24 protein-coding genes are annotated in these 22,734 nt (G+C 66.2%); 6 read left to right on the plus strand and 18 right to left on the minus strand.

Annotated elements, in window-relative coordinates:
* Positions 1-37 precede the first annotated feature (37 nt).
* From ASC94_RS13385 to ASC94_RS13395, 3 genes are all read right to left on the minus strand, one after another.
* Positions 38-2,287: a xanthine dehydrogenase family protein molybdopterin-binding subunit gene (locus ASC94_RS13385; RefSeq protein ID WP_056395340.1), complete on the minus strand. Its 2,250-nt coding sequence runs from the start codon at positions 2,285-2,287 to the stop codon at positions 38-40.
* 10 nt (positions 2,288-2,297) lie between these two features.
* Entirely contained in the window at positions 2,298-2,771 is a 474-nt protein-coding gene (locus ASC94_RS13390) for a (2Fe-2S)-binding protein (RefSeq protein WP_056395343.1), read from the minus strand.
* A 92-nt stretch (positions 2,772-2,863) separates the two neighbouring features.
* Positions 2,864-3,787, minus strand: a complete 924-nt coding sequence (locus ASC94_RS13395; RefSeq protein ID WP_056395346.1) for an AraC family transcriptional regulator — start codon at positions 3,785-3,787, stop codon at positions 2,864-2,866.
* A 147-nt stretch (positions 3,788-3,934) separates the two neighbouring features.
* On the opposite strand from ASC94_RS13395, the gene ASC94_RS13400 reads away from it, so the two are divergent.
* Positions 3,935-4,528, plus strand: a complete 594-nt coding sequence (locus ASC94_RS13400; protein ID WP_056397825.1) for an NAD(P)H-dependent oxidoreductase — start codon at positions 3,935-3,937, stop codon at positions 4,526-4,528.
* Between the two features lie 22 nt (positions 4,529-4,550).
* Here ASC94_RS13400 and ASC94_RS13405 read toward each other — a convergent pair whose 3' ends face one another.
* The 7 genes from ASC94_RS13405 to ASC94_RS13435 all read right to left on the minus strand — a co-directional run bounded on the left by ASC94_RS13405 (position 4,551) and on the right by ASC94_RS13435 (position 10,769).
* Complete coding sequence (locus tag ASC94_RS13405; protein WP_056395350.1) at positions 4,551-4,976, minus strand: GNAT family N-acetyltransferase; 426 nt, start codon at positions 4,974-4,976, stop codon at positions 4,551-4,553.
* Positions 4,977-4,988: 12 nt separating this feature from the next.
* On the minus strand, positions 4,989-5,534 hold the full coding sequence (locus ASC94_RS13410; RefSeq protein ID WP_056395352.1) for a hypothetical protein: 546 nt from the start codon (positions 5,532-5,534) through the stop codon (positions 4,989-4,991).
* Positions 5,535-5,539: 5 nt separating this feature from the next.
* Positions 5,540-5,749: a hypothetical protein gene (locus ASC94_RS13415; protein ID WP_056395354.1), complete on the minus strand. Its 210-nt coding sequence runs from the start codon at positions 5,747-5,749 to the stop codon at positions 5,540-5,542.
* A gap of 18 nt (positions 5,750-5,767) precedes the next feature.
* Positions 5,768-6,247 carry a nuclear transport factor 2 family protein gene (locus tag ASC94_RS13420; protein ID WP_082616503.1) on the minus strand — a complete coding sequence of 160 codons (480 nt, stop codon included), beginning with the start codon at positions 6,245-6,247 and terminating at the stop codon, positions 5,768-5,770.
* Between the two features lie 38 nt (positions 6,248-6,285).
* Entirely contained in the window at positions 6,286-7,167 is an 882-nt protein-coding gene (locus ASC94_RS34170; protein WP_082616504.1) for a GNAT family N-acetyltransferase, read from the minus strand.
* 84 nt (positions 7,168-7,251) lie between these two features.
* Positions 7,252-8,607 carry a reverse transcriptase family protein gene (locus ASC94_RS13430; protein ID WP_056395359.1) on the minus strand — a complete coding sequence of 452 codons (1,356 nt, stop codon included), beginning with the start codon at positions 8,605-8,607 and terminating at the stop codon, positions 7,252-7,254.
* Between the two features lie 230 nt (positions 8,608-8,837).
* Positions 8,838-10,769 (minus strand): CocE/NonD family hydrolase, encoded by a 1,932-nt coding sequence (locus tag ASC94_RS13435; RefSeq protein WP_082616505.1) that lies wholly within the window; start codon positions 10,767-10,769, stop codon positions 8,838-8,840.
* 207 nt (positions 10,770-10,976) lie between these two features.
* On the opposite strand from ASC94_RS13435, the gene ASC94_RS13440 reads away from it, so the two are divergent.
* The gene (locus ASC94_RS13440; protein ID WP_056395362.1) at positions 10,977-11,387 is read left to right on the plus strand and encodes a YXWGXW repeat-containing protein; all 411 of its coding nucleotides are present in this window, start codon (positions 10,977-10,979) and stop codon (positions 11,385-11,387) included.
* Between the two features lie 30 nt (positions 11,388-11,417).
* Here ASC94_RS13440 and ASC94_RS13445 read toward each other — a convergent pair whose 3' ends face one another.
* Positions 11,418-12,062, minus strand: coding sequence for a hypothetical protein (locus tag ASC94_RS13445; protein WP_157201444.1), 645 nt, complete (start codon positions 12,060-12,062; stop codon positions 11,418-11,420).
* A gap of 372 nt (positions 12,063-12,434) precedes the next feature.
* Here ASC94_RS13445 and trpS point away from each other — a divergent pair, with 372 nt between their 5' ends.
* Complete coding sequence (gene trpS / locus ASC94_RS13450) at positions 12,435-13,469, plus strand: tryptophan--tRNA ligase (protein ID WP_056395367.1); 1,035 nt, start codon at positions 12,435-12,437, stop codon at positions 13,467-13,469.
* A 4-nt stretch (positions 13,470-13,473) separates the two neighbouring features.
* Positions 13,474-13,959: a DUF1294 domain-containing protein gene (locus tag ASC94_RS34175; protein ID WP_307718837.1), complete on the plus strand. Its 486-nt coding sequence runs from the start codon at positions 13,474-13,476 to the stop codon at positions 13,957-13,959.
* Positions 13,960-13,993: 34 nt separating this feature from the next.
* Here ASC94_RS34175 and ASC94_RS13460 read toward each other — a convergent pair whose 3' ends face one another.
* On the minus strand, positions 13,994-15,058 hold the full coding sequence (locus tag ASC94_RS13460) for a chemotaxis protein CheB (RefSeq protein ID WP_229417263.1): 1,065 nt from the start codon (positions 15,056-15,058) through the stop codon (positions 13,994-13,996).
* Positions 15,055-16,410 (minus strand): erythromycin esterase family protein, encoded by a 1,356-nt coding sequence (locus ASC94_RS13465; RefSeq protein WP_056395370.1) that lies wholly within the window; start codon positions 16,408-16,410, stop codon positions 15,055-15,057. The genes ASC94_RS13460 and ASC94_RS13465 overlap by 4 nt, the downstream gene beginning before the upstream one ends.
* Positions 16,411-16,527: 117 nt before the next feature.
* On the opposite strand from ASC94_RS13465, the gene ASC94_RS13470 reads away from it, so the two are divergent.
* Complete coding sequence (locus tag ASC94_RS13470) at positions 16,528-17,481, plus strand: DMT family transporter (protein WP_056395373.1); 954 nt, start codon at positions 16,528-16,530, stop codon at positions 17,479-17,481.
* Positions 17,482-17,499: 18 nt separating this feature from the next.
* Here ASC94_RS13470 and ASC94_RS13475 read toward each other — a convergent pair whose 3' ends face one another.
* The 5 genes from ASC94_RS13475 to ASC94_RS13495 all read right to left on the minus strand — a co-directional run bounded on the left by ASC94_RS13475 (position 17,500) and on the right by ASC94_RS13495 (position 21,805).
* Positions 17,500-18,129 carry an FMN-binding negative transcriptional regulator gene (locus ASC94_RS13475; protein WP_056395376.1) on the minus strand — a complete coding sequence of 210 codons (630 nt, stop codon included), beginning with the start codon at positions 18,127-18,129 and terminating at the stop codon, positions 17,500-17,502.
* 87 nt (positions 18,130-18,216) lie between these two features.
* Positions 18,217-18,831, minus strand: a complete 615-nt coding sequence (locus tag ASC94_RS13480) for an LON peptidase substrate-binding domain-containing protein (RefSeq protein ID WP_056397839.1) — start codon at positions 18,829-18,831, stop codon at positions 18,217-18,219.
* Positions 18,832-18,997: 166 nt separating this feature from the next.
* The gene (locus ASC94_RS13485) at positions 18,998-19,291 is read right to left on the minus strand and encodes an H-NS family nucleoid-associated regulatory protein (protein ID WP_056395379.1); all 294 of its coding nucleotides are present in this window, start codon (positions 19,289-19,291) and stop codon (positions 18,998-19,000) included.
* A gap of 174 nt (positions 19,292-19,465) precedes the next feature.
* The gene (locus tag ASC94_RS13490; RefSeq protein ID WP_056395380.1) at positions 19,466-20,608 is read right to left on the minus strand and encodes a PepSY domain-containing protein; all 1,143 of its coding nucleotides are present in this window, start codon (positions 20,606-20,608) and stop codon (positions 19,466-19,468) included.
* Between the two features lie 90 nt (positions 20,609-20,698).
* A complete protein-coding gene (locus ASC94_RS13495; protein WP_082616506.1) occupies positions 20,699-21,805 on the minus strand; it encodes a sugar-transfer associated ATP-grasp domain-containing protein in 1,107 nt (368 codons plus the stop codon).
* Between the two features lie 63 nt (positions 21,806-21,868).
* On the opposite strand from ASC94_RS13495, the gene ASC94_RS13500 reads away from it, so the two are divergent.
* Positions 21,869-22,717, plus strand: coding sequence for an aldo/keto reductase (locus ASC94_RS13500; RefSeq protein WP_056397844.1), 849 nt, complete (start codon positions 21,869-21,871; stop codon positions 22,715-22,717).
* Positions 22,718-22,734 lie beyond the last annotated feature (17 nt).

A 22,734-nucleotide genomic window follows, 5' to 3' on the forward strand; every position in this document is an offset into this window, starting at 1 on the left:
AGCGCCCTGCCCGGCGGCAGGGCTGCCGTAGGCGGGCCTAAGCCGGCAGGTCGAAAGGCACGTTGCGCACCGGCTTGCCAGTCAGCCGCGCGACGGCGTTCGCAAAAGCAGGCGCCAGCGGCGGCAAACCCGGTTCGCCGATGCCGGTGGGCGGCTCGGCGCTGGGAACGATATGCACCGCGAAGCCCGGCATATTGGTCATGCGCGCCACCGTGAAATCGCCGAAATTGCTCTGTTCGACCACGCCGTCCTTGAGCGTGATGGCGGCCCCGGGCAGGCACATGGACAAGCCCATCACCGCCGCACCCTGTACCTGCGCCTCGATGCTGCGCGGGTTCACGGCCAGGTTGCAGTGCACGCCGGCGGTCACCTGGTGCAGCGTGGGCTGCCCGCCCTTTATGGACGCTTCCACCACATAGGCCACCACGGTGCTGAACGACTCATGCACCGCCACGCCCCAGGCGCGGCCGGCGGGTAGGCGCCGCTTGCCATAGCCGCTCTTGTCCACCGCCAGTTGTAACGCGGCGCGGTGGCGCGCGTACTTATCCCCGAACAGCTTCATGCGGTAGGCCACCGGATCCTGCCGGGTGGCGCGCGCGATCTCATCGACCAGCGTCTCCATCACGAAGGCGGTGTGGTTGGAGCCCACGCTGCGCCACCACAGCACCGGCACGTTCAATTTGGGGTGGTGAACGGTCAGCCGCATCGGGAAGGGATAAGGATCGCGCATGCCCTCGGTGGCGGTGCCGTCGATGCCGTCCTTGATCTGGAAGGCCTCGAATACAGAACCGGTGGTGATGGATTGCCCGACCAGCGCGTGGTCCCACGCCAGCACCTTGCCTTGCGCGTCGAAGCCGATGCGCGCACGGTGCAGATGCATGGGCCGGTAGTAGCCGCCGCGTATGTCGTCCTCGCGGCTCCACACGGTGCGCACCGGCGCGTCCACGCCGGTGGCGCGCGCAGCCTTGGCGATCTCGCATGCTTCCACCACGAAGTCGCTGCCGATGGAGGCGCGCCGGCCGAAGCCGCCGCCCGCCATTTCCACGTGCAGCGTCACCTGCTCCGGCTTGATGCCCAGCACCCGCGCGGCTGCGGCGCTGTCCACGCCGTGGAACTGCGTGCCCACCCACAGCTGCACGCCGCCCTGCTCCAGCTTGACGGTGCAGTTGAGCGGCTCCATGGGCGCATGGGCCAGATAGGGAAACACGAACTCGGCGTCGATCTTCAGCGGCGCGCCCGCCAGCGGCGCCATGTCGGCGTCGAACTTGCGCGGCCCCGGCTGGGCGGCCAATTCGCGGTATTGGCGCAGCTGCTGCTCGCTGTCCACCTTCTGCACGCCCTCCGTGTTCCATTCCAGCTTGAGCGCGTCGCGGCCCTGCTTGGCCGCCCAGTAGCCGTCCGCCAGCACGGCCACGCCCTCGGCGCCCCGGTCCAGCGGCACGCGCAGCACCGCGCGCACGCCCTTGACGGCGCGCGCCGCGCTGTCGTCCAGCGTGGCCACGCGCGCGCCGAACACCGGCGGGCGCGCCACCACGGCGGTCAGCTGGCCCGGCAGGCGCGTGTCGATGCCGAAGTGCTGGCGGCCGCTGCTCTTGGCGCCCGCGTCCAGGCGGCCGGTGGGCTGGCCGATGATGCGGAAGTCCTTGGCGTCCTTCAGCTTCACGCTTGGCGGCACCGGCAGCGCGGCGGCCGCTTCGGCCAACTCGCCGTAGGCCAGCGTGCGTCCGTCCGGCGCCAGCACCATGCCTGCCCGCGTGCTCAAGGTGGCCGCGTCCACATTCCAGCGCTGCGCGGCAGCAGCCAGCAGCATGGCGCGGGCGCGCGCGCCTAGCTCGCGGTACTGCGTAAAGCTGTTCTTCACCGAGTTCGAGCCGCCTGTCAGGTGCATGCCGAACATGGGGTCCACATAGGCCGGGTCGTTCGAGCCGAGCTGGCTGCGCACCAGCTTCCAGTCCGCGTCCAGTTCCTCGGCCAGTATCATCGGCAGCGCGGTCTGCACGCCCTGGCCGAACTCCAGCCGGTTCACCGTGACCGTTACGATACCGTTGGGGGCGATCTGCACGAAGGCAAGCGGCTGCTCGGTGGCTTTGAGCGCGGCAGGCGCCTGCGCCGATGCCAGGTGCGGGAAGGCCCCCAGCGCCAGCCCGGACACGCCCAGCATTTTCAAGAAGGTGCGGCGCGGCGGCGCGGCCGGGTCGGCGGAGTCGGTTGAATCAGCTCCGGCACTGCGCGCCAGCATGTTCTGCAAGGCGCGCGGCAATTGCGTAGGGTCGATTTGATGCAGCATGGGGCTTCCTTCAGGCGAGAGTGCGGGCGGCGTCGGCGATGGCGGCGCGAATCCGTGCGTAGGTGCCGCAGCGGCAGATATTGCCTGCCATGGCGGATTCGATTTCCGCCACGGTGGGCTGTTTCCCGCGCGGGAGCGCCTTGAGGAAGGCGGTGGCGCTCATGATCTGGCCGCTCTGGCAGTAGCCGCACTGCACCACGTCGTGTTTGACCCAGGCGGCCTGCACGGCCGCGCCTACGCGGTCGCTGCCGTCGGTGGCCGCTTCGATGGTGGTGATCTTCTTGCCTACGGCGGCGGAGATGGGCGTGATGCAGGAGCGGATGGCCTGGCCGTCCAGGTGCACGGTGCAGGCGCCGCACAAGGCCGCGCCGCAGCCGAACTTGGTGCCGGTCAGGCCCAGGGTATCGCGCAGCGCCCACAGGATGGGCGTTGCGGGATCGTCTTCGAGGGCGTGCTGGCGGCCGTTGACAGTAAGCGTGGTCATGGTGAGCGGAACTCCTGGTGAAATGGACCAGTGCAGTATGCCCCTGGCCACCCCGATGGCGTTTGCCGCTTCCGACCGTTATCTTGCCTGATTCAACGAATTTCCGTGAGAGCCCGCTCCTGCAGGCGGCGGATATCGCGCAGTGGCGGCGCGCCGAACAGGCGCGTGTACTCGCGGCTGAATTGCGAGGCGCTCTCATAGCCCACGCGCACCGCCGCGCTGCCGGCGTCGATATCCTCGGTGAGCATCAGCTGGCGCGCGTCCTGCAGGCGCAGCTGCTTCAGGTACTGCAAGGGGCTCATGTTGGTGACCGCGCGAAAATGCTGGCGGAAGGTGGATGGACTCATGTGCGCCTGCGCGGCCAGGTCGTCCATCGGGAAGTCCTCGGTGTAGTGCTGCCGCAGCCAGTTGATGACGCGCGAAATCTGCTGGCTGGGCGAGCCGGCCGCCACCAGCTGGCGCAAGGTGGCGCCGTGCTCGCCCAGCAGCAGCCGCACCATGATCTCCTGCTCAATGAGCGGCGCCAGCTGCTTGATCAGTTGCGGCTCGCCGAGCAGGCGCACCAGCCGGATCAGCGCCTCGGTGAGGCCCTCGTCCAGGTCCACCACGGACAGCGCCCGCGCACTGCCCGAGGCCAGCGGCAGGGACAGGTCCATGCCGGCCGCCACCTGCGCCAGGCGGCCGCAGTCCAGCTCCACCCACAAGCCCAGGTACGGTTCCGGGCCGCTGGCGCGCGTGACATAGGACACCACCGGCAGGTCCAGCGACGTGACCAGTGACTGGCCCTGTCCGTAGTCGAAAATCTCTCCGGCCAGCGTGACGCGCTTGCCTCCCTGCACCGCCAGGCCCAGGCCCAGCGCATAGATGCAGGGCATCGGCTCGCTGATCACGCTGCGGCGGTAAAACTTGAGCGACGGGATGGCGTTGGCGTACTCGCCGTCGGTTTGGGCAATCGCGCCCACCAGGCGCGCCAGTTCCGCGCGAGCCGCGCTGCTTGGATTATGCGATGTGTTCATATTGGCAGCGTAGCACGGTTGCGGGAGTTTGCCATCCTGCGCGGCAGCGGCTCGTCAAATCGGGCAAGAAGTGCATCGGATCCGGCAAGCGCCGGCGGCGGATATGGCAGCACAATGCCAGCCATCGGAACCTACAACCAGAAGACAATGAAACGTGTATTGATTATTAACGCCCACCAGTTCTACGAGGGCATGGCCAGCGGCAAGCTGAATCAGAAGATGGCGGACGTGATCCGCAGCGAGATGGAGGCGCGCGGCTATGAAGTGCGCGAGTCCATCATCGAAGCCGGGTATGACGTCGACGCGGAAGTGGACAAGCACGTCTGGGCCGACATCATTATCCTGCAATCGCCGGTGTACTGGTTCGGCATGCCGTGGATTTACAAGAAATATGTGGACGAAGTGTTCACTGCGGGCCTGCTCCAGCAGCGCCTGCTGAGCGGCGACGGCCGCACGCGCGAAGATCCGGGAAGCCAGTACGGCAGCGGCGGCAAGATGCAGGGCAAGCGCTACATGATATCGGTGACGTGGAACGCCCCGAGCGTAGCCTTCGGCAACCCGCAGCAACGGCTGTTCGAGGGCAAATCCGTTGATGACGTGTTCGTGTCGAATACCGCGAATTACAAATTCTGCGGCGCCGAAGTGCTGCCCGCCTTCTCGTCGCACGACGTCATCAAGCAGGCAGACGTCGAGGGCGACATTGCGCGGCTGCGCGAACACCTGGCCGCCACCGTGCAGTAAGGCCCCGCGCCGGCGTCTGGCGCTACAGCGTCTTCGACATGAATATGCGGCTGATGCCCTCCTGCGCGGAGGCGACCTCGCCGAAACGCAGCCACCCGTTTTTCTCGTAGAAGCCGGGCGCCTGGAAGCTGATCGTGTAAAGCACGGCGGAGATGCAGCCTCTTTTCCGTGCCTCCGCTTCAAACGCCGCCAGGATGCGCGTACCCAAACCTGAACCACGCAGGGACTCGGGCAGATGGAACAGATCGAGAAACGCCAGCCCGAGCGAGGTACGCCCGACGATCCCACCCAGCGTCGCGCCGCTTTCGGGATCTTTCACCATTACGCACAGCGGGCACCGGTCGTTCAGGCCTGCCATTTGCCGGTTGAACTCATCCAGTCCCTTGCCGAGGGCATTCTCAAACTCGGCATCTTCCTGATCGCTGACTACAATGACACTGTGCTGCAAATTACTCTCCTGTTAAATCTGGCTATTTGTGACTGATATCGGTGGCTTCCGTTTCTGCGGTGAGAAGCCGACGTTTTCGAGGCACTCGGGGCGACGGGAATCATGTACCCGGAAGCTGAACTTGAGTTCCCATTCTTCGCTTTTAGTCACGTAACTGGCAATGGGTGCGTGAATCGTCGCCGCAAAACCGTCGGGGGCCACGTTGGGATATTCTTTCCTGATATCGTCGAGCCGCACGCAATGCCCCGAAATATTCATGTATATCCAAGGCGCGGCGGTGGCATCGTTTTTTGTCATGAATCCAAACTTATCGATCGTCACTCCGTCGCCAAGCGCTGGACCTATTCCTTCATGGAATTTCCAATAACCGTTGTCGGTTCGCGTGCGGATTTTGGCCCCGAAAAGCTCTTGAATGCCGACCTCGCCGATCGCCACTGTCCGCATGCCGCGAATCACGTCCCATATGTCTTTCTCTTCCGCCGCGCCAGCGGCGCAGACCTTGCTCAACCCTGCCAGGATAATCAGCAGCGCTCCGTATCGCAGCCTGGAGTAATTCATTGTTCTTACGCCAGCGGTTCGATGCTCTGGCCGAAGCCGGCGAGCTCGTGGTAAATGTCGTCCAGGTAGACCGCGATTTCGTCTTCGGCCAGCGCCGGCGGGATAACGATCTCTTCCAGCGGCACCCGCTTGCCGAAGTCCAGTCGATAGACCTCCCAGGCTTCGCCCACGCGGCGCACGTCAACCTGGAACCTGCCGTAAATGTTGAACTTCATTTTCTCGATCCGGGAATACTAATTCTTCGGCGGACGTATGCCGGTGTACTGCGCGGACACCAGCTTCCATTTGCCGTCCTTCAGTTGTGCGACGTAGCTGGCGCGCATGGCAAAACTGCGGGCCTGCGCTTCCGCGCCCATGGTGTAGTTGAGCTTTGCCAGCACGACGGCCGTATCGCCCAGCACCCGCACCATCGGCTCGGTGACCGTCAGCTGCGGCGAGGCGCGCTTCTGGTCTGGGGCATAAAAGGACAGCATCTTCTCGCGGCTGTCCACTTCGCCGGCAGGCGATACTTCGACGTAGTTCTCTGCAGTGACGGCCTTCAGCGCGGCCTGGTCAAAATCCCGCTGCGCTTCGGCGTGGCGCTGCACCAGTTCCACCAGTGCTGCGCTGCCGTTGTCGGCCGCCGTGGCGCCATTCAACGCGCACATTAGGGAAAGGAGGACGCCCTGCACGGCGTGGCGTGGCCTGGCATATTTCAAGAAGTCTTGCATCATGATCTCGTGGTCTCCATTTCGATGGGGATGTGGGAGGACTATCTCCGGCCGCGAAGGCAGCTGTAGCGCACTTCACGTTCGTTCAACACTTCCCGCGTCCAGCCCCGGCCCGCGTAGAAGGCGTCGGCACGGGTGCCGGCCGTGGTAGTGAGCTGGACGCGCTCGCTGCCCTGCTCGAACAGCCAGTCTGCCGCCAGTTTCAGCAGGCGCTTCGCGATCCCCCTGCCTTCGTGCTGCTGCGCCATGAACAGCGCCCAGATCGAGGCGTGCTCCTTGTCCGCGTAGCAGAAACCGGTGATGGCCCCGGCACTTTCAGCCACCCAGCCGCGTCCGAGCAGGTCAAGGTAGTCGCGATACATCTGCTCCGTCACGCGGGAAGGATCGGACAGCACATTTTCCGTGACCGCCAGGCGGATCGCCGACATGGCGGGGATATCGTCTACTGTCGCCAGCCTGAAATTCACGGGCGGCGCTCCGGGTTTGCAGGATGCGTGCGCCATCACGAAGAAGGCGTCGTCTTCGGATTGAACGGTCCACCCTTCGCGCTCATAGAACCGCCTGGCCGCGGCGTTCACGCGAAACACGCGCAAGCCCAGGCCCCGGCGCGACTGCACGCCCATGTGGACGATGTCCGCAAGCAGGCGCGCACCGATGCCACGGGACTGAAAGCCGGGTGCCAGTATCAGCATGCGCAGGTAGATGTCTTCGGGGTTCAGGTCGAGCTGGTAGTAACCCGCGAGCTTGCCGCCCGAGTTCACCACGTAAGTGGACGCCGTCGAAAAAGCCATGTCGAAATGCGCGATCTGCCATTGCTCGTCCCAGCCCCAGATACCTTCAATGTGCGGCCGCATCGTCGTTTGATACAGGGCCCAGATAGCGTCCCGGTCATCGGGCAGCGCCAGTCGCGTCGCAAGCTGCATGTTCTTCCAAGATCTAAGCAATGTTGGCAGGATAGCAGCTTGCGTGCCGCGAAAATGCGCGCATTCTCACACTCTGCCAAAACTTCAGGCACTCCATGCGATCGCTTCCATCAGGCTTTGCAGCCGGCCGGCCCGCTGCGCGTTCACCATCTTCACATAGGAGATTCTGCCGGCCAGGTAGGCACGGAAATCCGGATGGCCGTCACGGTTCTGGGACGCGGGGCCGTGGCGCGCGCAGTTCGTCAGCGTGGCTTTGAGCCTGTCGTATTCGTCCCGCGCGATATTGGGATGGCTATTCAGCACCACGCCGGTCACTTGCTGGCGCGTCCCGCCACGCATCAAGCGGGTCTTGCGCGTGTTGACGCGGAAGCCTTCCTCCAGCGCGATCGCGGCGACCTGGATGTGAAAGCGGTCCGCAGCCCGCGCAAACGCGGGGCCGCCGGAGAACGCCAGGTCGTCCGCGTAGCGGGTGTAGGTTCCGCCCAGCGACTGCGCCAGCGCGGAGAGGCGCATGTCGAGCCGGTATGCGCAGAGGTTGGCCAGCGCAGGCGAACACGGGGAGCCTTGCGGCAGGTGGGGCGACTTCAGGGCCTGGCGTTCCATCCAGCACAGCGAGCCGCCGGCCAGCTGGTCGCGGAAGGCGCCGGCCGGCGTGCGGTTGACGCACATGCGCGCCAGCGTGCCGGCGGCTTGCGGCGGATAGCCCAGCTTTTCAAACAGCGCATGGACGCGCGACAGCTGGATGCTTGGAAAAAAATCCTTCAGGTCCATGCGGATGACGGCGGGCTGCCCTGCGTGCGGCGCAGCGTGCGTCACGCAGGAGCGGCCGCGCCGGAACCCATGCGCGGCCGGATGCGGCGGCACCAGGTCCAGTATCCCGCGCAGGATCTTCTGCTGGATGCGGCGCAGCCGCGCCTTCGGTATTTCTATCAGCCGCAGGCCGCCGCTGCGCTTGGGCACCCAGCGATAGTGGTAGTGCTGGAGGGGCGATTGCGCGTCGCGCGCCAGCCGCCACTGGTCGGCAAACCAGTCCAGCGCGCGGACCGGCTCGTTCAGCCACGCGGCAAGCGCGCCGGCAGTCGGCAAGTCCGGCAGCGCAAGCGCAGCAAGCCAGGCGGGCCTGGGCGGCCGCACGGGGGCATCCACGCAAAAGCGCCGGACGTCGGGCAGCGCGACGGGATCGGGCGCGGGCATGTCCTCATCGGCCGGGCCGACGCGTGCGCCGCCGAGGCACTCCAGCAGCAGAGCGGCAAGTTCATGGCGGCTGTAGTAATGGAAGTTCTCGCCGGTCCGCGCGGCGAGGGCCTCGCACACGGCGGGCACCCATGGCGGCGCCGCGTCGAATACGCGGTTGCATGCGGCGATCAGGCTGGCGAGGCTGCCGTCAGTGGCCAGCGCCATGTCGGCCAGCGCCAGCGCGGTGAACTGCTTTGTATTCATGCGCAGCGACGATCCAATAGGGGCGGAGCTCCTTCAACGAGTCTCGTGATGCGTGAGCTGTCTTGCGTGGAAGCGCAACGCGGCTCATGCGGCGAAATACTGAACAATCAATTTCCCACGGGGTAGCCCCGTAGAGGCTGTCCCTGCACCAGGCAGCGACAGGCCGGCTTGAAGGAGTCCGCCCCGCCCACACAGTAGGGCAATTTTGCAAAGAGGTCAACACGGCGCGGTTAACGCGCCTCCACCACCGGCAGTTCGATCGCGCTGGCGGCGCCACTGGCGCGGTAGATACGCTGGGTGGCCTTGATGTAGTCCGACGGCTGCGCGAGGAAGATGTTGGGCACGAAGCGCTGCGGGTTGCGGTCATACAGCGGGAACCAGCTGGACTGGATCTGCACCATCACGCGGTGGCCCTTCAGGAACACGTGGTTCACGTTCGGCAGCGCGTAACGGTAGCGCTCGACCTTGTTGGCCGGGATGGCTTCGGCGTGTTCCAGGCTGTTGCGGTAGCGGCCACGGAAAATGTCCATCGCGATGCCTTGCTGGTAGCCGCCCAGCTCCGGCTGCGACGGCATTTCGTCCGGGTACACGTCGATCAGCTTGACCACCCAGTCGGCGTCGGTGCCGCTGGTGGCGGCGTACAGGTTCACCATCGGCTGGCCGGACAGCTGCAGCGGTGCCGGCAGCGGCTCGGTCACATAGGTCAGCACGTCCGGACGGTCGGACGCGAAGCGCTGGTCGCTCACCAGCCACGGCTTCCACACGTTCTCGTCGTGCATGCGCACCGGGCGCGGCACGAACGGCACCGGCTTGGCCGGGTCGGACACATATTCATCGAAGGCCGCGCCGGCCCTGGGCGCCTCGAAGCCCAGCTTGAAGCCGTCCTGCAGGTAGATGGCGCGGGACGCGGCCGGGCAGCCGCTGGCGCAGGACTGCGGCCACTGCGCCAGGCGCTGCCAGCGGTTGCTGCCGGTCTGGTAGCTCAGCACCGGCGGCGTGTCGGCCACCGGCGCGCCGTCCTTCAGGTACTGGTTGAAGAAGGGCTGCATCACGTTGCGGCGGAACTCCAGCGCGGTGTCGCCGGTGAACTTGATGGCACCCAGGCTGGAACCGTCGTAGTTCACGCCGCTGTGCCGCCAGGGGCCGATCACCAGGAAGTTCAGCTTGTTCGTTTTGTCCTGCGGCTCCATCGCGGCGTAGGCGGCATAGGGACCGTAGATGTCTTCCTGGTCCCACTGCCCCACCACGTGCATGGTCGGCACGGTGAGCTTGCGCGCGCCCACCAGCTTGTCGATGGCCTGGTGCTGCCAGTAGCTGTCATAGGCCGGATGCTCGAACAGCTTCTTCGTGTATGGCAGGCTGTCCAGGCCGAATTTTTTGGCGAAGCCCCCTGCCGAGCCGGCGCGCAGGAAGCCTTCGTAGTCGTCGTAATAGCCGCTGGCCAGCGCTTCGCCGCGTCCCTTGACCGAGGTCTGGCCGCCGATATACGGCAGGCTGGGCATGCGGAAGGCGCCGTTGTGGAACCAGTCGTCGCCGCGCCAGCCGTCCACCATGGCGCTCATCGGCACCGCCGCCTTCAGCGCTGGGTGCGGGGCCATCAGCGCCATCATGACCGTGAAGCCTTCGTAGGAGGAGCCCACCATGCCGACCTTGCCGTTGGACTCGGGCACATTCTTGGTCAGCCACTCGATGGTGTCCCAGGCGTCGGTGGCGTGGTCGATCTTGCTGCTGTTGAGCGGGCCGCTCAGCGGTCGCGTCATCACGTATTCGCCTTCGGAGCCGTATTTGCCGCGCACGTCCTGGAACACGCGGATGTAGCCTTCGTCGATAAAGGTCTCGTCGCCCTGCGGCAGCACGGCGCGGATGCTGGGGCTCACGTTGCGCTGGGCGCGCCGCGCCGCGTTGTATGGCGTGCGGGTCAGCATGATGGGCGCGTTCCTGGCCCCCTTAGGCATGACGATCACCGTGTACAGCTTGACGCCGTCGCGCATCGGCACCATCACCACTTTTTTCACGTAGTCCGCGTCGCCTGCCGGGGCGGCGAAACTGGCGGGGATGTCCACCGCCATGGGCGGGGTCTGCGCCAGCGCGGACGCCATGAACAGGGAAAGCGCGGCCAGGGCCGGCAGCTGGATGGTGGTGCGGCGACGCGTGTTGCGCATGAGGTCAGTCTCCATTTTTGTGCTGCGGGCCATGGTAGACAGTTGGACTTCATCGCGCAATGCGACTTTTGTAACGCAGTTTTTCCGCGCCGGCACCGCCGTTGCATTTGCTTGCAAGTTGCCTGCCGCTATGCGCGTCGCCGCACAGATGGGCTTGCTGAGCCAGCCTACATTGGCAGCACACACAACGGAACGAGGAGTGTCATCATGAAAAAGCTGCTGATTGCCGCCGCGCTGGCGGCCTCGCTGGGTGCCGGTGTTGCCGTGCCGTCGTTCGCCGACGTGGTGGTCGTGCGCACCGCACCGCCGCCTCCGCGCCATGAAGCGGTTCCCGAAGCGCGCCGCGGCTACACCTGGGTAGCGGGCCACTGGGACTGGAACGGGCGGCGCAATGTCTGGATCAAGGGCAAATGGGTACGGGACCGCAACGGCTACGTATACCGCCCCACCGTGTGGGAAGAGCGCGACGGCCGCTGGGTCGTGGAGCGCGGCGGCTGGCATCGCGGCCAGCGCGATCGTGACGGGGACGGCGTGCCCAACCGCGCGGACCGCGACCGGGACGGCGACGGCGTCCCCAACCGCTACGACGACAGGCCGAACAATCCCAACCGCCACTAAGGCATCCTGCGGGCGGGGCCGGCTCGTTGGCTAGTTGTAGTGCAGCACGGCAGCCAGCACCACCCACAGCGCGAACTGTATGCCCAGCGCGCCCAGCAGCGTGCTGGCTTCCGGGCGGAAGCCGCCCTGTATGGCCCGCTCGACCATGTGGTCCATGGCGTTCCTGGCCACGTCCGGCAGCGAGGTGCCGGTGGTCGCCACAGTGGTGATGGTGTCGGAAAACGGCACTTTGCTGGCCAGCGTCCCCAACACGAAGGGCAGCGGCCTGGGCAGGTCTTCCTGCAGCTGCAGGAACTTGCGCCACTGGCCCAGCATGGCATCCGACACCGGGCCGCCGGGCTGGTAGTTCACTGAACGCAAAAACTTTTCCAGGAATTTCGCTCCCAGGCCGGCCAGGGCCGGCGCCTGCGTTTCCAGAATCCGGCTCAGCACGCCCATCAGGCCCTGCTTGTACGCGATGGCGCCGGTGACGCCCACCGCGATAAAGAAGGGCGCGCCGATCAACAGGGCAAACAGGATGGCGGTGCCGTGGCCGCCGCCGCGCAGCTCGTCGCTGAAGCCGAGCACGATGGCCGCGCCCAGCCCGTTGACGATCACGGCGGCAATCAAGGCCAGCACCACCCGCAGCACGCCGGCGCCGGTGCCGCGCGCGGCCGCCAGCAGCAGTGTCTTCACCAGATGTTCCTTGTCCCCGGCCGGCCGGGCCCGGACTGGACTGCCTTCCAAGCTGTGCTGATTCATGGATGCCTCATGACGGTGGTTGCAATCTTGCCAATTTACCACGATCAACAAATTGATGGAATGACGTGCGGCAAACGTGTGCGCCGGGGCCGCCGCCCGGCGCTCCTTGACAGGGCGGCGCCAAACTGCAACCATACGGGAATGAAATATTTCCAACCACATCGCTCCTGCCTGAATTGGTGGTCCCGCTGACATAGCGCGGCCACTGCACAGTGATGTGAGTATTTAGTCAACGCCGCCTTCGCAGGGTGGCGTTTTTCTTGGCGCATCGTGCGGGGCGACACTTAGGAACCTCAAGGAACCCGTATGAGCCAGCCGTCCACACCCGCCACCGCGCCCACCGCCCCGTCCGTGATCCTGACCGGCGACCGCCCCACCGGTCCGCTGCACCTCGGCCATTATGTCGGCAGCCTGCGCAACCGCGTGGCGTACCAGCACGACTACAAGCAGTTCATCATGCTGGCCGACTCGCAGGCGCTCACCGACAATATGGAAGACACCGACAAGGTGCACCGCAACGTGGTGGAAGTGGCGCTGGACTACCTGGCCGTGGGCATCGACCCGGCCAAGTCCACCATCCTGATCCAGTCGCAGATTCCCGAACTGGCCGAGCTGACTTTCTACTACCTGAACATGGTGACCGTGGCGCGCCTGGAGCGCAACCCGACCGTGAAGCAGGAAATCATCCTGCGCGGCTTCGAGCGCGACATTCCGGCCGGCTTCCTCACCTACCCCGCCAGCCAGGCGGCCGACATCTCGGCCTTCAAGGCCTCGCTGGTGCCGGTGGGCGAGGACCAGATTCCGATGATCGAGCAGACCAACGAGATCGTGCGCAAGTTCAACCGCCTGGCCAACCGCGACATCCTGGTCGAGTGCAAGGCGCTGGTGCCGGAAATCGGCCGCCTGCCCGGCATCGACGGCAAGGCCAAGATGAGCAAGTCGCTCGGCAACACCATCAACCTGGGCGCCACGGCCGACGAGATCACCGCCGCAGTGAAGAAGGTCTACACCGACCCGCTGCACCTGCGCGTGCAGGACCCCGGCCACCTGGAAGGCAACGTGGCCTTCATCTACCTGGACGCGTTCGACACGGACAAGGCGGCGCTGGAAGAAATGAAGGCGCATTACGTGCGCGGCGGCCTGGGCGACAGCATCGTGAAGAAGCGCCTGGAAGTTGTGCTGCAGGAAATGCTGGCGCCGATCCGCGCTCGCCGCGAAGAGTTCGCCAAGGACAAGGGCCAGGTCATGCAAATCCTGAAGGAAGGCACGGCCAAGGCGCGCGAAGTGGCCGCCAGGACGGCTGACGAAGTCAAGGCCGCATTGGGCCTGAGCTACTTCTAAGCACGTGCCGCCCACCAGCAGCAGGCGCAGCAGCGGGAGCAGCACCCGGAGCAGCGGCAGCAGCAGCGACAGCAACAACAGCAACAAGAACAGCGACAAGCGCGGCGGCGTCCGCGCCCGAAGCGATGGCGGCGGCGCTGCGGGCGCCGCTTCCTACCTGGCCATCGGCGCGTTCGCCCTGCTCTACCTGCTTGCCATCCTGCTGTGGCGCATCCCCACCTGGCCCGGCCTGCTGTACGCGGGCGCCAGCGTGGTCTGCTTCATTTTTTACGCCATCGACAAGTCCGCCGCCAGGGCCGGCCGCTGGCGCACGCCCGAAAGCACCCTGCTGCTGCTCGGCCTGTGCTGTGGCTGGCCCGGCGCCATCCTGGCCCAGCAATGGCTGCGCCACAAAACCAGCAAGCGTTCCTTCCAGCTTGCGTTCTGGGCCAGCGTTGCCATCAACATGGCCGCCTTCGCCTGGCTGGCGCGGCGCTTCCCCGGCGCCTAGCCCGCATACCGGGTCTGCAATCGCGGCCCGGCAGTCAGGGCTCAGGACCGCGCACCAGGGTGTCGCGCAGCACGGCAGCGGCGCGGCGTGCGGACTCGGCGCGCGCCTGATAGTCGTTGGCCGCCCGCGTCAGGCCGCTGGAATCCGCATGCTCGGCCAGGCGGCGCGCCAATTCTTCCTTTTCATTGAGCGCGCGGATGGCCGACCACACAGCCTCCTCCACCACCCGGTCCTGGGTGTATTCCAGCGCCAGCGCGGTGAAGCTGTGGCCGGTGTGGCAGCGGAAGCGCCCCGGCGGCTTGCCCGCAGGCTCGCCCTTGACTTCCCACAGCGCGCCATGGCACTCGGGACAAGTGAAGGTGGACGGCCGGGCAATGCGCGCCAGGTCGCGCAACTCGCCGCCGCCGCCGGCATAGCGGTTCTCCACGGTGATCCATTCGGGTACTGCGCGCGGTTTGCTGTCCATGGCTGCTCCCTTGGTGAGTTCCTTCACCGCTTCCGGTTCGGACGGCGGAAGCGGCGCGGAGGCCAGGGTCAGCAGCATGTCACCGATATCGTCGAGTTTCAAAACATAGTCCACCGCTACCTGCGCCAGCGCGCTGGCCGGCATGCTGTCGGCAAAGGCGTCGGCCGGGTCCTGCACGATGGCGGTGCCGCCGCAGGCCTTGATGGCCTGCAGGCCGGCGGTGCCATCGTCCAGGTAGCCGGTCAGGATCACGCCGGTGGCGCCCGGGCCGTAGGCGGCGGCGGCCGAGCGGAACAGCGGGTCGATGGCGGGCCGGGTGTAGTTCTCCATCGCGCCGGAGGTCAGACGCACACAGCCGACCGGCCCGCCGCGTTCCACCATCAGGTGCCGGTCCGGCGGCGCCACCAGTATCATCGGCTGCGCCAGCAGCTCGCCGTCGCGCGCGTGGCGCACCTGCAGCGCGCACACCTTGCGCAGCAGCGCCGGCAGGATGCTTTCGCGCGCGCCGATATGCATCACCACCAGCACCGCTGCCGGAAAATCGGCCGGCAGCTTGCCCAGCACCCGTTTCAGGGCGTCCAGCCCGCCCGCCGAGGTGCCGATCACGATGACTTTATCGATGGCTGGTGTCATAGGCCCGACGGATAGGTTTCCGGCATTTCGTCCGCCGCCCACGCGGCCGAGCGCTCCAGCGGCTGCACCGCCGTGCTGCGGTCCACATGGATCAGCGCGTCGAACTGGCGCACCGGGTCGGCGCGGAAATAGTGGCTGCGGCGCTCGGTCTCCGGCCGGTACACCACGCCGATGGCGCGCTCGATCAGCGGCTCGGACAGGTGCGCCAGCACGCTGTCGCGCCCGCGCAGCGGCAGCAGGAACGCATTGCCGCCCAGCGCCGCGCCGCTGGCGTGCAGCAGGCGCTCTATGCTGTGCGGCAGCGAGGGCTGCACCGCCTTGCGCTCGGCCGGTCCGTCCCAGTCGCTGGCCGCTGTCACGCTGCCGGTGTGGGTGGTGAAGCCGAGCAGGAAGGATTCGCCCAGCGGATAGTTTTCGCGCACCAGCTGGCCCAGGTTCAATTGCCCGCCCTCGCCCATCTCGGTCGCGCGCGCGTCGCCGATGTGGGAGTTGTGCGCCCACACCACGATGCGCGCCGGCGCCCGCCCCTTGCGCGCGCCCAGGTGCTGGCGCAGCGCTAGCAAGGTGTCGGCCATGTGCGTGTCGCGCACGTTCCAGGCCGCATCGCCGGGCTGGAACATGGCGCGGTAATAGGTTTCCGCGTTGCGCGCCACGCGCGCGTTCTGCTGCGCGTAGAACAGCTGGTCCGGCACGGCCGCCCCGGGCCGCGCCATGTGGCGCGCGGCCTGCAGGCTCAGCTCGCGCAGCTGGCCCACCAGGTCGTCCTCGCAGCGGCGCGTCATGCCGAAGGTGGCGGCATAGCCGTAGCGCTGCGGATAGTCGGCCATGTGGTCGATGCAGCCGTAGCGCTCGCGGGCGCGGCGCGCGGCGGCCGGGTCGTTCTCATCCAGGTAGCCGATCACCGCATGCATGGACTTGCGCAGGCTGTACAGGTCCAGGCCGTAAAAGCCCACCCGGCGCGCCGGGTCGCCCGCCTGGGCGTTGTGCGCGCGCAGCCATTCCACCAGCGCCACCGTTTCCGTATTGCGCCACATCCATTGCGGAAAGCGCTCGAAGCCGCCCAGCGCCGCGGGCGCGGCCACGTCGCCGTCCGAATGCTGCACGTAGCGGCTCACGCGCAGCGCGTCCGGCCAGTCGCATTCGACAGCGATGGCATCAAAGCCGCGTTCCACCACCAGGCGCTTGGTGATCTCCGTGCGCAGACGGTAGAACTCGGCGGTGCCGTGCGTGGATTCGCCCAGCAGCACGATGCTGGATGTGCCGATTTCGTCCAGCAGCTGGTCGAAATGCGGGTCGTCCGCCAGCGGGCGCAACTCGGCGCGCAACGCCAGGGCGGTGGCTGAAGCAGTCATGGTGGCCCTCCTTCCTTCATGCTATCCCGATCAGACGGCTTGCGCAACACGCTACGCACTTCCGCGCGGCACCTTGCTGTGCGACACTGTCGCCCTTGCGAACTGGAAAGCCTGACGATGTGGAATGGAGTGCTGTGCGGCCTGCTGGCCGGGGCCATGTGGGGCATGGTGTTCATCGTGCCGGAATTGCTGTCGGCATTTTCCCCAGTGGAAATGGCGGTGGGCCGCTATGTCGCTTACGGCGCCATTGCGCTGGGGCTGATGCTGCCGCGCCTGGGCACGCTCTACGCGCGGCTGGAGCGCAGCGACTACGCGGCGCTGGTGCGCCACGCGCTGTCCGGCAACATCATCTACTACATGCTGCTGGCGCTGGGCGTGAAGCTGGCCGGCGTGGCGCCCACCTCGCTGATCATTGGCGTGCTGCCGATCTCGGTCACCCTGATGGGCCGCAAGGACCACGGCGCGCTGCCGCTGCGCCAGCTGGCGCTGCCGCTGCTGGTGGCGGCGGCCGGCATCGCCTGCATCAATGCGGACGTGTTCATGCATGCCGGCAGCGCCGGGCGCAGCGCCTGGCAAACCCTGCTGGGCGTGCTGTGCGCCACCGGCGCGCTGCTGTGCTGGAGCTGGTACACGCTGGACAATGCGCGCTACCTGAAGCGCAACCCGCATTTCACGAGCGCCGAATGGTCGGCGCTGTATGGCTTGTCCAGCGGCCTGATCGCGCTGCTGATCGGCGCGGCCGCGCTGGCCGTGTGGCATGGCGAGGTGCTGGGCGCGGCAGGCAAGGCCAGCGGGCGCGACTGGACCATGTTCTGGATCACCAATTCCCTGCTGGCCCTGGGCGCCTCGGTGATCGGCAACCACCTGTGGAATATCGCCAGCCGGCGCGTGCCGGTCACGCTGTCCGGCCAGCTGATCCTGTTTGAAACCCTGTTCGCGCTGCTGTACGGCTTTATCTACAAGCAGACCTGGCCGCGCCCGCTGGAAACGGCCGCCATCGTGCTGCTGGCCGCCGGCGTGATGTGGTCGGTGCGCGTGCACGCCATGGAGGAAGACCTGCCGCCTCCGTGAGCGCCGCTGCGGCCGCGTCTATTCCAGCGTGGCCTGCACCAGGGCGGCCATGGCCCCGCCGGCGGGCTGGGTGCGCAAGCCCTGCACCACGCCCTCGCGGTCGGCCTGGCTGCGGTTCTGGTTGGCCTTCCATTTGCCGGCCAGCGACGCCAGCGGGATCTCGATGCCGACAATGGCCTTCATGGTCGCCGCCAGGAAGTCCGGCGGCGCATCGGACAGCTGCCACGGCTGCGGCAGCCCGGCCTCGTGCACGGCGGTCAGGTCGCTCAGCGCGCGGTGCAGCCAGGCGCCGTCCTCCACCACGCGCGCGGTGCCGCGCGCCTGCACCATCGCATAGTTCCAGGTGGGCACCACTTTATGGTGCTCGGCCTTGCTGGCGTACCAGCTGGGGCTGACATACGCGTGCGGGCCCTGGAACAGCACCAGGCATTCGCCGCCGTCCCGCAAGGCCTGCCAGACCGGATTGGCGCGCGCCACGTGGGCCCGCAACACGCCGTGCCCGCCCTCGTCCGGGTACAGGATGAAGGGGATCAGGTCGGCGCTCACGCTGCCGCCGCTGGCGACAATGAGCGTGCCCAGCGGATGCGCGCGCAGCAGCGCGTGCAGCACCTCGGGGCGTTCTTCGAGAAAAGCGGCTTGGTTGTACATGACGGCTCCACAGTGGCTAGGGAGCCAGTGTAGCGGCAGCCGGCGCGCGCGGCGAGAGCCACGGGGCGGCGGGAATCTGGAGCCAGGCTATTCCAGCAAGCCGCTTTCGCACAGCACGTCCTGCACCAGTTCCAGGCGCAGCACCGGGTTGGGCTGGGCCATCAGCAGCTGCTTGCGGCTGGGGGGCATGCGCAGCAGTTCGCACCAGCGGTTGGCCACCCAGCCGGAATCGTCCAGCTTATAGGGCGGCAACAGGGGCATCTGGGTGCTCGGCAGCTGGCGCTTCTGCAGCGAGCGGATCACGGCGCCCAGCGCGTCGGCCACGTCCTTCTGCTCGCTGGGCACGGGAATTTCCCGGTCCGGTTCCAGCATTTCCACTTCGCCCATCCACAGGCCGTGCTTGAGCTGGGACGCCGAGTGGATGCGGAAGCGCTGGGTGCCCACGCAGGTCAGCTGCAGCAGGCCGGACAGCGGCGAGGTCCAGTCCACGATGCGCGCCATGGTGCCGATTTCCGTCAATTCCTCGTGTTGTTCAGGACGCTGCACCTCGCTGCCGGACGCCAGCGCCACCACGCCGAATTCCTCGGAACGGGCGATGCACTTCTTGACCAGGTCGAGATAACGCACTTCGAATACTTGCAGCGGCAAGTGTCCGTCTGGAAATAACACTGTATTAAGCGGAAATAGAGGTATCGATGGCATCTTGCCATGATCGCACGAATTGGGCCATGCCGCCGAGCAAAATTCCGGCTGCAAGCCCCAGAACATGCGGGCTCTGTGGCGCACAGCACACGCTGATGCCTGAAATGAAAAATCCGGCATCTCGCGTGGAGCATGCCGGATATCTTTGTTACGCAGCCAAGCTGAATTATTTAATCAGGAAGTCTTCTTTGTTTTTACCTTCCAGCCATTTTGGAGCACGGCCGCGGCCGGTCCAGCTTTGGCCGGTGGCGGTGTCGCGGTATTTCATCGGCACCGGGGCGCGTGGCTTGCTCACTTTTGCAGGTTTGGCCGTGCCAGCCAGATCAGCCAGGGTCAGACCGTGTTCGCGCATGATGGTGGCGATTTTCTCTTTAGCCGAATTCAGCTCGTCGCGGCGGGCGGATTCCGCCAGGTTTTGCAGTTCAGCGATTTTTGCCTGGTATTCCTGATATGTGGTCATGACTCAACTCTTCCTCTTTGGTTGATAAGCGATTCCCACAAAAGCGATTAGTGACAATTTGTGAGAATTCAAGACCGCAATTTACCACAAGACTACGCGTCTATTCTAGCTAAATATGGAAGGCGCGGCATATTTCCCACGCTTGTGCTGAACCGGCCACGCCGGCCTTCTAAACTATTTCTTTTTCCGGCGCAGCAGCCAGGTAGTAATACCGGTTATAAAAAACAGCAGCGGCAGCAATCCCGCAAGTGCTACCAGCCATTTGCCAGCTGTGCCGCCCAGCTGGCCGGAATGCAGCGGGAACAGCGCGGCCAGGAAACGGTCGCCGGGCTTGCCGGATAAAGGATTGATGGCTTCCAGGATTTTACCGCTGCGCATATCAATGTAAATACGCAGCGTGCCGGTACGCTGCCAGTCGTCGGCGCGGCGCAGGCGGGCAATGTATATGCCCTTGTCGGGCTGGCGGGAAATACCGGCCATGGTGACGCCGTCGCGCAAATACGGCGCGGCGATGGCCTGCGCCTCGCCCCAGCTAATAGCGCTTTCACTTTTTTGCAGCGCCGGTTTGCCGATGGCGCGCCGTTCCGCGCCCACTTCGGCCACTTTGCCCACCATTGCGCTGGCCACTTCCGGCAGGCCGTTGTAAAAACCGGTTAGCGCCAGCACCAGCAAAGGCAACAGCGCCAGCAAGCCGATAGAACGGTGTAAATCGTAATTACTCCGGTAAGTACTCTGGTTCAGTTTAATGCGCAGCGCGCGTGCCCATTGCTGCCTGGCCGGCCAGGCCAGGTAAAGTCCGACCGCCAGCAGCACGGCAATGGCGGCGCCGATATAACCTTGCGCCAGGCGGCCGGTTTTACCCTGGAACATATTCAAATGCCAGGTTTGCAGCATGGGCATCAGATATGGCGCGCCAAAACCCACGGCGGCGCGGTCGCGGCTGCCCAGCAATGCGCCGGTGCACGCGTCCAGCAGCGCTTCGCCGCTGTCCACGCCGGGCGCTTTATATGTGACCCGGAAGCTGCCGCCCTCGTGGCGCGGCAGGAATACGCCGCCCACTTTGGCCTTGGGCCATTGGGCTTGCACCGCAGCCGCAGCGGCGTCCGGCGTGAGCGGAACGGAACAGGTGGAGGGGGAATGGAACAGCTGTGGATTGAGCGCTTCGTCGATCTCGTGTTCGAACACCAGCAAGGTGCCGCTCAGGCCCAGCAGCACGAACAGCAGGCCCAGCGTGAGACCGGCCCAGCGGTGCAGCCACGCCAGGGCCGGACGGAACGAAATGCGGCGCAGGGGAACGGCGGCGGCAGCGGTGGACATTTTCTATATGCAATGATTCGATAATCCCGCATCATAGCACTGGTGAGAATAGTTCTCAATTGCGTTTCTACTCCGCGCCCGCCAGCGCCCCTAATGCCGGCTTGCCACCGCCGCGCGGTGCGCCGCCTCGCCCTGGCCGATGTCGGCCAGGATGGCGCGCAGGCGGTCGTCCATCAGGCCCTTGCCGGAAATAGCCTGCGGCACCGCCAGTTCCGACTCGGTGTTGAGCTCCAGCAGCACCGGCCCTTCCGGGCACAGGGCCACGTCCCAGTTCTGCAGGCGCAGGCCGGGGAACAGCGCGCTGGCGGCGTAGACCAGGCGCACCGTGTTGTCCCAATCCGGCAGGACGAAGTCCGCCAGCGCGCGGCCGGTGCCGGGGTGGTGGGCGATTTCGCCGCCCGGCCCCATGCGCGAGATCACGCGCCGCACCCGGCCGCTGGCCGGGTCGACGTCGCCCAGGCAGTTGCCGTAGTCGCCGTGGGAGAAATTGTCCAGCATATTGCGGCCCACGGTGATTTTCCAGAATGCCGTATGCAGCACGGGCCCGCTGGGCGTGACGAAACAGATGCAGCGCACGCAGCTCACCGCTTCGGAGCCGGTCAGCGCGGCGATGGCCGGATGCGCTTTCAGGGGCCGCTGGAACAGCATGCCGGCGTAAGGTTCGAAGTCGAACGGCTGCAGGAACTGCGGCAGGCCGATGTCGGTGCCGTCCAGCAGGCGCAGGCGCTCGCCTTCCATGCCGGCCACGCCCAGCACGCCGCGCCCGTAGCCGGCCGAGATGGGCTTGACGTAGAAGGGATAGACGTCGCCGCGCAGCCAGGCCAGCACCTCGTCCTTGGTGGTGAGCACGGTTTCACTGTCGACGCGGCGCCCGGAGGTGGTGTAGGTGGCCAGCGGCTCGGGCGCGGGGAAGCCGGCCGAGCGCAGGATGACGTGGTTGATCAGCTTGTCGTTCGCCAGCACGCGCGACTGCGGCGCGTTCAATGCGCGGTCCAGGGCGCTGCTCGCGCGCCAGCCGATGAACTCCGCGCGCCTGGCGGGTGTCACGGAATTGTGCCAGATGCCATAATCAAAATATTCGCTGATCCCGACCGGGGACCGGCGCAAACGCAGGCTGGCGGCTTCCCACACTTGCCGCAAAGCGGGCTTGCCGCCCGCGTCCCGCGCCATGCGCAACTTGCCAAGCAATAAACTCATCAAGGGCTCCTCCGCTAGAGAGAGGCTTAGTATAATGCAAACTTTCACATGCCGGAGGTGGAAATGAAGAGTGTGGTTTTATTATCGGGCAGGCAAGTTCCTGCGCTAGGCCAGGGCACCTGGAACATGGGCGAAGACCCCACTTACCGCGCCCACGAAGTGGCCGCGCTGCAGCTTGGCATGGACCTGGGCATGACGCTGATCGACACCGCGGAGATGTACGCCGACGGCGGCAGCGAAGCCGTGGTGGGCGAGGCGATCGCCGGACGGCGCGAGCAGGCTTACCTGGTGAGCAAGGTCTATCCGCACAACGCCACCCGGGCCGGCGTGGTGGCGGCCTGCGAGCGCAGCCTGAAACGGCTCAACGTCGAGCAGATCGACCTGTACCTGCTGCACTGGCGCGGCTCGGTGCCGCTGGAGGAAACGCTGGCCGGCTTCACGGCGCTGCGCGAAGCGGGCAAGATCGGCGCCTACGGCGTGAGCAATTTCGACCTGGCCGACATGCGCGAAGTGCGCGCCCTGCCCGGCGGCGGCGCGGTGGCGGTGAACCAGGTGCTGTACAACCTGGCCAAGCGCGGCATCGAGTGGGATTTGCTGCCCTGGTCGCAGCAGCAGCAGGTACCGGTGATGGCGTATTCGCCGCTGGAATCGAACCCGCAGGAACAGCGCGCCATGCTGGAGAACCGCAGCCTGCAGGCGGTGGCGCGGCGCCACGGCGTGACGCCGGCCCAGATCGCGCTGGCCTGGCTGCTGCGGCAGGACGGCGTGATCGTCATCCCCAAGGCCGCCAACCCCGACCACATCCGCCAGAACCGCGCCGCGGCCGACATCGTGCTCAGCCCGGAGGACCTGGCCGACCTCGACCAGGGCTTCCCCCTGCCCCGCCGCCACAGCCCGCTGGCCATGCGCTAGCTGCGTTTGCCCTGAAG

Source organism: Massilia sp. Root418 (assembly GCF_001425265.1).
Taxonomy (GTDB): Bacteria; Pseudomonadota; Gammaproteobacteria; order Burkholderiales; family Burkholderiaceae_D; genus Rugamonas.

Coding starts and splice junctions, on each gene's coding strand:
- trpS (WP_056395367.1), top strand. CDS start 12,435: ATGAGCCAGCCGTCCACACCCGCCACCGCGCCCACCGCCCCGTCCGTG.
- ASC94_RS13410 (WP_056395352.1), bottom strand. CDS start 5,534: ATGAATTACTCCAGGCTGCGATACGGAGCGCTGCTGATTATCCTGGCA.
- ASC94_RS13420 (WP_082616503.1), bottom strand. CDS start 6,247: ATGATGCAAGACTTCTTGAAATATGCCAGGCCACGCCACGCCGTGCAG.
- ASC94_RS13480 (WP_056397839.1), bottom strand. CDS start 18,831: ATGCCATCGATACCTCTATTTCCGCTTAATACAGTGTTATTTCCAGAC.
- ASC94_RS13475 (WP_056395376.1), bottom strand. CDS start 18,129: ATGTACAACCAAGCCGCTTTTCTCGAAGAACGCCCCGAGGTGCTGCAC.
- ASC94_RS13495 (WP_082616506.1), bottom strand. CDS start 21,805: ATGAGTTTATTGCTTGGCAAGTTGCGCATGGCGCGGGACGCGGGCGGC.
- ASC94_RS13465 (WP_056395370.1), bottom strand. CDS start 16,410: ATGACTGCTTCAGCCACCGCCCTGGCGTTGCGCGCCGAGTTGCGCCCG.
- ASC94_RS13490 (WP_056395380.1), bottom strand. CDS start 20,608: ATGTCCACCGCTGCCGCCGCCGTTCCCCTGCGCCGCATTTCGTTCCGT.
- ASC94_RS13485 (WP_056395379.1), bottom strand. CDS start 19,291: ATGACCACATATCAGGAATACCAGGCAAAAATCGCTGAACTGCAAAAC.
- ASC94_RS13415 (WP_056395354.1), bottom strand. CDS start 5,749: ATGAAGTTCAACATTTACGGCAGGTTCCAGGTTGACGTGCGCCGCGTG.
- ASC94_RS13390 (WP_056395343.1), bottom strand. CDS start 2,771: ATGACCACGCTTACTGTCAACGGCCGCCAGCACGCCCTCGAAGACGAT.
- ASC94_RS13430 (WP_056395359.1), bottom strand. CDS start 8,607: ATGAATACAAAGCAGTTCACCGCGCTGGCGCTGGCCGACATGGCGCTG.
- ASC94_RS13395 (WP_056395346.1), bottom strand. CDS start 3,787: ATGAACACATCGCATAATCCAAGCAGCGCGGCTCGCGCGGAACTGGCG.
- ASC94_RS13440 (WP_056395362.1), top strand. CDS start 10,977: ATGAAAAAGCTGCTGATTGCCGCCGCGCTGGCGGCCTCGCTGGGTGCC.
- ASC94_RS13500 (WP_056397844.1), top strand. CDS start 21,869: ATGAAGAGTGTGGTTTTATTATCGGGCAGGCAAGTTCCTGCGCTAGGC.
- ASC94_RS34170 (WP_082616504.1), bottom strand. CDS start 7,167: ATGCAGCTTGCGACGCGACTGGCGCTGCCCGATGACCGGGACGCTATC.
- ASC94_RS13385 (WP_056395340.1), bottom strand. CDS start 2,287: ATGCTGCATCAAATCGACCCTACGCAATTGCCGCGCGCCTTGCAGAAC.
- ASC94_RS13460 (WP_229417263.1), bottom strand. CDS start 15,058: ATGACACCAGCCATCGATAAAGTCATCGTGATCGGCACCTCGGCGGGC.
- ASC94_RS13400 (WP_056397825.1), top strand. CDS start 3,935: ATGAAACGTGTATTGATTATTAACGCCCACCAGTTCTACGAGGGCATG.
- ASC94_RS13470 (WP_056395373.1), top strand. CDS start 16,528: ATGTGGAATGGAGTGCTGTGCGGCCTGCTGGCCGGGGCCATGTGGGGC.
- ASC94_RS13435 (WP_082616505.1), bottom strand. CDS start 10,769: ATGCGCAACACGCGTCGCCGCACCACCATCCAGCTGCCGGCCCTGGCC.